Raw genomic sequence first — 8,233 nt, 5'->3', positions numbered from 1 at the left:
CCCGGACTCGACGGTGAACTCGGCGGCCTGGCGGGCGACCTTCTTGATGTTGGGGTAGTTCTTCAGCGCGTCGTCGAAGCCCTGCGTGCGCTGCTTGGTCAGCTCCAGGTTGTCGAGACCGGCGAGTTCGATCACACGGGCGTTCGGCTTGTCCTTGAGCTTCTCGCCGATGTAGTGCCCGGCGTTCAGGCCCATGCCGTAGTTGTCGCCGCCGATCCAGCAGCGGTAGGCCTGAGGGCTGTTGAAGATGCGGTCCAGGTTGACGACCGGGATGCCGGCCCGCATGGCCTTGAGCCCGACCTGGGTGAGGGCCTTGCCGTCGGCGGGCAGGATCACCAGCACGTCGACCTTCTTGTTGATGAGGGTCTCGATCTGGCCGATCTGCTGGGCGGTGTCGTTGGAGCCCTCGGTGATCTCCAGGGTGACGTCCTTGTAGCTCTCCGCGCGCTCCCGGGCGTTGACATTGATGGCGTTGAGCCAGCCGTGGTCGGCCTGGGGTCCGGCGAAGCCGATGGTGACCGGCTTGCCGGGCTTGTCGTTGGAGGCGGGCGCCTGCGCGGCGCCGCTCTTGGCGCCGCCGGTTTCGTTCGAGGTACAGGCGGTGAGCATGGCGCCGGCCGAGACGGCGGCGGTGCCGAGGAGCAGTCTTCTGCGGGAGGGGTTCATTTCCTGAGCCATGGTGGTGCTTCTCCTTGCGGTGGCGCTCTACTCGTGGGCGGTGCGGCGCTGGATGAGGACGGCGACGACGATGATCGCGCCCTTGGCGATCTGCTGGGTCGCGGTCTGGAGGTTGTTGAGGGCGAAGATGTTGGTGATCGTGGTGAAGATCAGGACGCCGAGCACGGAGCCGGTGATGTTGCCGCGCCCGCCGCTGAGCAGGGTGCCGCCGATGATCACGGCGGCGATGGCGTCGAGTTCGTAGAGGTTGCCGTTGGTGTTCTGGCCGGAGCCGGACAGGATGATCAGCAGGAAGGCGGCGATGCCGCAGCACAGTCCGGACAGCAGGTAGAGATACAGACGCTGGCGCCGCACGTCGATGCCGGCGAGCCGGGCGGCTTCGGGGTTGCCGCCGATGGCGACGGTGCGCCGCCCGAACGTCGTGCGGTTGAGCAGCAGCCACCCGATGACGCCGACGACCGCGAAGACGATCACGAGCGGCGGCACACCGAGGACGTACGCGTCCTTCTCGCCCAGATCGAGGATTTCGGGGATGGTGACGATCTGGGTGCGGCCGTCCGTGATCTGCAGGGCGAGGCCACGGGCGGAGGCGAACATGGCCAGGGTGGCGATGAACGCGACCATCCTGCCGTAGGCGATGAGGACGCCGTTGACCAGGCCGCAGCCCAGGCCCACGGCTATGGCGGTGAACAGGACCCCGGCGAACCCGTACTCCTGCGTCGCGACCGTGGTCGCCCAGACCGAGGCCAGCGCCACGATCGCGCCGACCGACAGGTCGATCCCTCCGCCGATGATCACGAAGGCCATGCCGACGGTCACCACGCCGATCACCGACGCCTGGGTGAGCACGAGTTGGAGATTGCTCACGGCGAGGAACTCGTCCGGCTTGGTGACACCGCCGACGATCACGAGGATCGCGAGCACGCCGAGCAGCGACAGCGTGCGCACGTCGAGCCGGAGGCCGAGTGCGGGCCGGCGCCGTGGCGGCGGGGCGGAAGCGGACTTCTCGGCCGCGGATACGGCCGCGGACTGCGTCATGATGCGTGGTTCCCTTCAAGTACGAGATCGAGTACGCGGTGTTCGTCCAGTTCGCGTGCGGGGGAGGTGTGCACGACGCGTCCTTCGCGGAGGACGAGGACGCGGTCGGCGAGGCCCAGTACCTCCGGGATCTCGCTGGAGACCACGAGGACGGCCAGGCCCTCGTCGGCCAAGCGCCGGATCACGGCGTACAGCTCGACGCGAGCTCCGATGTCGACACCGCGGGTGGGTTCGTCCAGTAGGAGGACGCGGCATCCCCGGAGCAGCCAACGGGCCAGGACGGCCTTCTGCTGATTGCCGCCGGAGAGGTTCTTGACCTGGGTGTCCGTGTTGTCCGGGCGGAGCACCAGGTCACGCGTCACCTCCTGAGCCGCGGCACGCTCCGCCGTCCGGTCGATCCATCCGAGGCGGGAGAATCGGCTGAGGGTGGAGACCGAGACGTTGCGGGTGACGGACTCCAGCATCAGCAGCGCCTGTGCCTTGCGCTCCTCGGGAGCCAGACCGATCCCCGCGCGAACGGCGGCCCGCACGTCGCCTGGCCGGACCTCCTCGCCGTCCACGAACACCTGGCCGGACGTGGGCCGGCGGGCCCCGTACACGGTCTCCAGGATCTCGGTACGGCCGGACCCCACCAGGCCTGCCAGCCCGACGATCTCCCCGGGCCGGACCTCGAGGTCCAGCGACTCGAACTCGCCCTGACGGCAGAGTCCCTGCACTCTCAGCACCGGCGGAACCTCGGAGGTCACCGGGTCGGCAGTACGAGGGGAGAAGGGGAACACGTGGTCGACGCTGCGGCCCGTCATCAGGGCGACGATGTCGCTGGTGGGCGTCGACCGGGTCGGCAGGCCGTCGGCGACGGACCGTCCGTCCTTGAGGACGGTCACACGGTCGCCGATCTGACGGATCTCCTCCAGGCGGTGCGAGATGTAGACGACGGCCACGCCGTCGGCCGTCAGCCTGTCGACGATGCGGAAGAGGTTGCGGACCTCGTCCGGGTCGAGAGCGGCCGAGGGCTCGTCCATCACGATCAGCCGTGCGTCGTGGGACAGCGCGCGGGCCATCGAGACGATCTGCTGCTGCGCGGCCGAGAGATCGGCGACCGGCGCCGCCGGATCGATCTCGGGGTGGCCCAGCCGCGCCAGCAGGGCGGCGGCGCTCTCCCGGGCGACCCGGGGGCGCACGACGAACCCAGCGCGCGTCGGTTCATGACCGAGGGTGATGTTCTCCGCCACGGACAGGTGCTCGACGAGGTCGAGCTCCTGATAGATGGTCGCGATGCCGAGGCGCATGGCGTCGACCGGGGACTTGAACCGCGTGGGATTGCCCTGCCAGACGATCTCGCCGTCGTCCGGCTGATGAGCACCTGCCAGGACCTTGATCAGGGTGGACTTTCCCGCGCCGTTCTGGCCGAGGAGGCAATGGACCTCGCCCTCGTTGACCGAGAGGTCGACGCCGGCGAGAGCACGGACGCCCGGGAAGGACTTGGTGATCCCGGTCATCCTGAGCAGCGGAGCCGGTACGCCGGCTGGTTTGCTGAGATGGGTTGTTGGCGGCATGGGATGGATCCTCGGTTCGGTGGGACTCAAGGGTCGGGCGCTGCTGTTCTTCGTGGCCGGTGCGGACGTCGTGCGAGGCGCGTGGCAGGTGCTCTGGCGCCCGACGGCTCGCGGAGCCCGGTCGTGGTGGTGGCCGGGCGGTGGCCGAGGCGCCCCACCGTCCGCGGGGCTGCGACGGTGGGGCGGGTCCGGGCGGCGTCGAGCCGGGAGGACGGGCCCTGCCGGCGATCGGACCGGCTGCTGCGGCGGCCTGCCCGGGCCGGCCGGTGACGGCGTCACCGGACACGTCGTGAGCGAGCGCGGCATCTCCGACGCGGGCTTTCAGGAAGCCGGGGTCACGGCCGTACGGCTGTCCGCGGGGATCGACCCGGTCGCGGCCGATGTCACGGGTGGTCCGTGGCGTAAGCCCTGATGGGCGTTGGTCGGCCAAGCCGTCGTGCGCCTCATGTCGCCCTCCTGCCGCCGACCCGTCTTCCGTTCCTGGCGCGGTGAAACCTAGCAGCGTTTTTTTGGTCAGGGAAGAACTTAAGACAACGGAACAGTCACTTTCGACGAAGAAAAGACAAAGCCCTGGCTCCGGTGCAGTCGGAGTGGATTGCTCCGCTTGACGCTCGGGGGAGTGCCTGCCGGTGGGCGGACAACCGGGACTTTGTCCTATGTCGAGCGAAAGTTAAGTCTTCTGCTGCACAAGGTCTTTCACGTCATGCAGAAGCGGGCTATGTTCACCGTCGACTCACTCGAAGGTTGGTGCATCGCGACGGATGCCGGCCTTCCCGCTCCGGCACGGAGGACGACCCGGTGTATCGACGACACACGGGGAAGCGCCTGGACGCCGAACCGCATCCGGGGCGCGGAACCCGGCTCCGTCCGTGGACCTCCCACGGTGAGGGGCAGCCGGCAGTGCTGAACATCGCTCCTGCCCCGTACGTCCCAGACCCCCTGGCCCAGGACCCCTCTCCGCCTGCAACAGGCGCGTCCTGGGCCAGGGCGCCGGCCCGCTGCCGGGCGTCCCGCGTGCCCGGTGGCTCCGGCGCCATGAACGGGTCCGTGCCGAGCGTGGAGTCACCGCCCTCGGCACGGACCATCCACTCATCACACGCACAGGAACAGCAAGGAGGCGCTCGCGATGACAGCGTCGACACGGGCAGTGCCACGTACGGGAGTCTGGCTGATCGGAGCGCGCGGCTCCGTCGCCACCACAGTGGTCGCCGGATGCGCGGCCGTCGCGGGCGGGCTGCAGCCGGCCGTCGGGATGGTGACCCAGAGTCCGCGCTTCGCCGGCTGCGGTCTGCCGGAGCCGGGGTCGCTGGTCTTCGGCGGCCACGACGTCGTCTCCTGCCCGCTCCCGAAACGGGCCGAGCAACTCGCCGCACAAGGTGTCCTCCCGTACGACCTGCCTGCGGCCGTGGGCGGTGAACTCGCGGCCGCGGACGCCGAGATCCGGATCGGTGGCCCGCTCGCGGCCGATCCGCGCAGCGACGATGCGCTGATCAGCCAGTTCGCAGCGGACATCGATTCCTTCCGGACGCGGAACAACCTGGCCCGGTGCGTGGTGGTCAACGTCGCGTCCACCGAGCCGGCGGTCCGCGAAAGGGACGGGCGGCTGCCGGCCAGCTCCCTGTACGCCGCCGCGGCACTGGGCGCCGGCGCCTCGTACGTCAACTTCACTCCGTCGACCGGACTGCACCATCCGGCGTTCTCCGGACCGTACGACGTTCCGGTCGCCGGGCGGGACGGCAAGACGGGGCAGACGATGCTGCGCTCGGTGCTGGGCCCGATGTTCGCGCAGCGTGCGCTCACCGTACGGTCCTGGTCGGGAACGAACCTGCTGGGCGGCGGCGACGGCGCGGCGCTCGCCGACCCGGCCGCCGCCGCCGCGAAGAACGCGGGGAAGGAGCGGGTTCTCGCCGACACCCTGGGCATGACCCCCGAGGGCGTGGTGCACATCGACGACGTGCCGTCCATGGGCGACTGGAAGACGGCCTGGGACCACGTCGTCTTCGAGGGTTTCCTCGGCGCGCGGATGGTGCTCCAGACCATCTGGCAGGGGTGCGACTCGGCCCTCGCGGCACCGCTCGTGCTGGACCTGGCCCGACTCGTCGCCCGCGCGCACGAAGCGGGACTCGCCGGCCCCTTGCCCGAGTTGGCCTTCTATTTCAAGGACCCCGCTCCGGGAGCCCCTTCGTCGCTCGCCGAACAGTACACGGCGCTGCTCGACTTCGCGGAGCGGCTGCGGGTGGCGGGGACATGAGCGCAGTACGCGACTGGGCCCGGCTGCTCCGGGTCTCGGCACTGTTCACGGTCCCCGGGGACGCGCTCGCCGGGGCGGCGGCAGCCGGTGTGCGCGTCGACCGACGCGCGATGCTCGCCGTCGGATGCTCCCTGTGCCTCTACGAGGCGGGCATGGCCCTGAACGACTGGGCGGACCAGGACGAGGACGCGCGCGAGCGTCCGGACCGGCCCCTCCCGTCGGGTCGGATACGCCCGGCGGCCGCTCTGGGAGCGGCCATCGGGCTGACGGGGGCCGGCCTGGTGCTGGCGGCGCGCGCGGGCCGACCGGCGGCCACGGTCGCCGGGGCGCTGGCCGCCACCGTCTGGGCGTACGACCTGAGGCTCAAGCACACGTTCGCGGGACCGGCGGCCATGGCCGCCGCCCGGGGCCTGGACCTGCTGCTGGGCGCGGTTGCGGCCGGAGGACGCGCCCGGCCCGCCGTGCTCCTTTCCGCGGCCGCTCTCGCCGCACACACCTACGCCGTGACTCAGGTCTCCCGGAACGAGACGACTGGCAGTTCCGGCGCTGCTCCCCTCGCCGCGCTGGCGACGAGCTTCGTCATCGGCGGGGGCATCGGGTGGGAGAGTTTCCGCAGCCTGCGCGGGCCGGACGCCGTGAGTGGACCGGACGTGGTGGGACGAGCGGTCCTGACCGCACCCGAGCATCGGGCGATCGCTCCGAGCAGCGGCGAGTCGGCACGAGGCCGAAGCCCGTCGCACGCCCTCACCGTCCTCGCCCTCGCCCTCGGCTATGGCGCGACGGCCACCCGTCCGTACGCGCATGCCGTCCTCAACTCCTCACCCGCCCTCACTCGGCGCGCGGTGCGAGGCGGACTCGGCGCGGTCATCCCCCTCCAGGCAGTTCTCGCCGCCCGCGCCGGTTCCCCGGTGCTCGGCGGGGCGGTCATGGCGCTGCTGCCGATGGCACGCCGCTTCTCCCGGAAGGTGAGCCCGACATGACCCTGCGCCTGGCCTACGGGACCAATGGCCTCACGGACCTGCGGCTGAACGATGCGCTGTTCCTTCTCGCCGATCTGGGCTACGACGGGGTCGGTCTCACACTCGACCACATGCACCTCGACCCCGTGGCGGAGAATCTGAGCGTCCGTGCCGGACGCCTGTCCCGCACGCTGGCGCGGCTGGGACTGACGGTGACCGTCGAAACCGGCGGACGCTACGTCCTCGACCCGCGCCGCAAGCACGGCCCGTCGCTCCTGGACCCGGATCCGGACGGTCGCGCTGCCCGGGCCCGGTTCCTGGTGCGCGCCGTGCAGGCCGCCGGTGACCTGGAGGCGCACGCGGTGCACTGCTTCAGCGGTGTCCTCCCCGAAGGCCTCGACCGGGACACGGCCTGGGAGCGGCTCGCCGACGAACTGGCGCCGGTCCTCGCCGCGGCGCAGAGCCTGGGGGTTCCGCTCGCCGTGGAACCCGAGCCCGGACATCTGCTGGCGACCCTGGAGGACTTCCACCGCCTGCGCCGCCTGCTCGGCAGTCCGGATGCGCTCGGTCTGACCCTGGACATCGGCCACTGCCAGTGTCTGGAAGCGGCGTCTCCCGCCGAGTGCGTCCGGGCGTCGGCGCCGTGGGTGCGTCACGTCCAGATCGAGGACATGCGCCGCGGCGTCCACGAACATCTCCCGTTCGGGGAGGGCGAGATCGACTTCCCGCCGGTCCTCGAGGCGCTCAGCGATCTCACGCGGTCCGGCTACCGGGGCCTGGTCACCGTGGAGCTGCCGCGGCACTCCCACGCCGGCCCGGGGCTCGCCGAGGCATCCCTCCGCTTTCTGCGCGGCCTCGAGAAAGGAGCACGCGCATGACGCCATCGCTGACCGGCGATCTCGCCGTCCTGTGGGAACGCCTCGACGCCCCGGCCCGGGCCTGGCTGGCGAACGCGGTACTCGACGTCGCCGCTGCGGACCAGGTGTCACGACGCCCCGTGTCCCTTCTGGAACTGCGCTTCGCGGAGGCAGGCCGACACTGCGGGAGTCTCGAGGACGTCGCCCGCGTCCTTCTCCTGCACGCGGCACAGCCGGACGTGGGCGCCCTGACCCGGATGTACACGCGCAGTTCCGGCGCCGAACGCCGGGCCGTGCTGCACGCCCTGCCGTTCCTCGTGCCGGGTCCGGACGCCCTCCCGCTGGTCGAGGACGCCCTGCGCACCAACGACACCCGGCTCGTCGCCGCCGCCGTCGGCCCGTACGCCGCCCGGCACCTGGACGCCCACGGCTGGCGGCACGCCGTCCTGAAGTGCCTGTTCACCGGGGTGCCCCTCGCCGAGGTGTCGGGCCTTGAGCGTCGCGCGGCCGGAGACGGCGAACTGGCACGCATGCTCACCGACTTCGCGGCCGAGCGCCGTGCGGCGGGGCGCCCCGTCCCGGCGGACCTCGACCGCGCCCTGCGCCTCACCACCCAGGACTTCTGATGCGTATCTTCGATCCCCACATCCACATGACGTCGCGGACCACCGACGACTACGAGGCGATGTACGCCGCGGGCGTGCGCGCGGTGGTGGAGCCGTCGTTCTGGCTGGGCCAGCCCCGGACCTCGCCGGCCAGCTTCCTGGACTACTTCGACTCCCTGCTGGGCTGGGAGCCGTTCCGCGCCGCCCAGTACGGCATCGCCCACCACTGCACGGTCGCCCTGAACCCCAAGGAGGCCAACGACCCGCGCTGCGTGCCGGTGCTGGACGA

General features: G+C 71.0%; 7 protein-coding genes and 1 pseudogene. 5 read left to right on the top strand and 3 right to left on the bottom strand.

Annotated elements, in window-relative coordinates; all coding sequences use genetic code 11:
• The 3 genes from ABZY13_RS33175 to ABZY13_RS33165 form a co-directional block, all read right to left on the bottom strand.
• A partial coding sequence (locus ABZY13_RS33175; protein WP_356637481.1) for a substrate-binding domain-containing protein occupies positions 1-678 on the bottom strand: 678 nt, incomplete at its 3' end.
• A gap of 27 nt (positions 679-705) precedes the next feature.
• Complete coding sequence (locus tag ABZY13_RS33170; protein ID WP_356637479.1) at positions 706-1,716, bottom strand: ABC transporter permease; 1,011 nt, start codon at positions 1,714-1,716, stop codon at positions 706-708.
• The gene (locus ABZY13_RS33165) at positions 1,713-3,215 is read right to left on the bottom strand and encodes a sugar ABC transporter ATP-binding protein (protein WP_356637476.1); all 1,503 of its coding nucleotides are present in this window, start codon (positions 3,213-3,215) and stop codon (positions 1,713-1,715) included. The genes ABZY13_RS33170 and ABZY13_RS33165 overlap by 4 nt, the downstream gene beginning before the upstream one ends.
• A 1,183-nt stretch (positions 3,216-4,398) precedes the next feature.
• On the opposite strand from ABZY13_RS33165, the gene ABZY13_RS33160 reads away from it, so the two are divergent.
• From ABZY13_RS33160 to ABZY13_RS33140, 5 genes and pseudogenes are all read left to right on the top strand, one after another.
• Positions 4,399-5,523 (top strand): inositol-3-phosphate synthase, encoded by a 1,125-nt coding sequence (locus ABZY13_RS33160; RefSeq protein ID WP_356637475.1) that lies wholly within the window; start codon positions 4,399-4,401, stop codon positions 5,521-5,523.
• Positions 5,520-6,503 (top strand): SCO3242 family prenyltransferase, encoded by a 984-nt coding sequence (locus tag ABZY13_RS33155; RefSeq protein WP_356637474.1) that lies wholly within the window; start codon positions 5,520-5,522, stop codon positions 6,501-6,503. Before ABZY13_RS33160 ends, ABZY13_RS33155 begins: the two co-directional genes overlap by 4 nt.
• On the top strand, positions 6,500-7,360 hold the full coding sequence (locus tag ABZY13_RS33150; RefSeq protein WP_356637472.1) for a sugar phosphate isomerase/epimerase family protein: 861 nt from the start codon (positions 6,500-6,502) through the stop codon (positions 7,358-7,360). Before ABZY13_RS33155 ends, ABZY13_RS33150 begins: the two co-directional genes overlap by 4 nt.
• Positions 7,357-7,965 (top strand): EboA domain-containing protein, encoded by a 609-nt coding sequence (locus tag ABZY13_RS33145; protein ID WP_356637470.1) that lies wholly within the window; start codon positions 7,357-7,359, stop codon positions 7,963-7,965. Before ABZY13_RS33150 ends, ABZY13_RS33145 begins: the two co-directional genes overlap by 4 nt.
• Positions 7,965-8,233: pseudogene (locus tag ABZY13_RS33140) on the top strand (hydrolase TatD); the annotation flags it as partial. The gene ABZY13_RS33145 and the pseudogene ABZY13_RS33140, both read left to right, overlap by 1 nt.

The sequence above is a fragment of the Streptomyces sp. NPDC006610 genome (genome assembly GCF_040611575.1).
In the GTDB taxonomy this organism is placed as follows: domain Bacteria; phylum Actinomycetota; class Actinomycetes; order Streptomycetales; family Streptomycetaceae; genus Streptomyces.
Note: the sequence above shows the minus strand (reverse complement) of the source record. Positions and strands in the feature narration are given on the sequence as shown.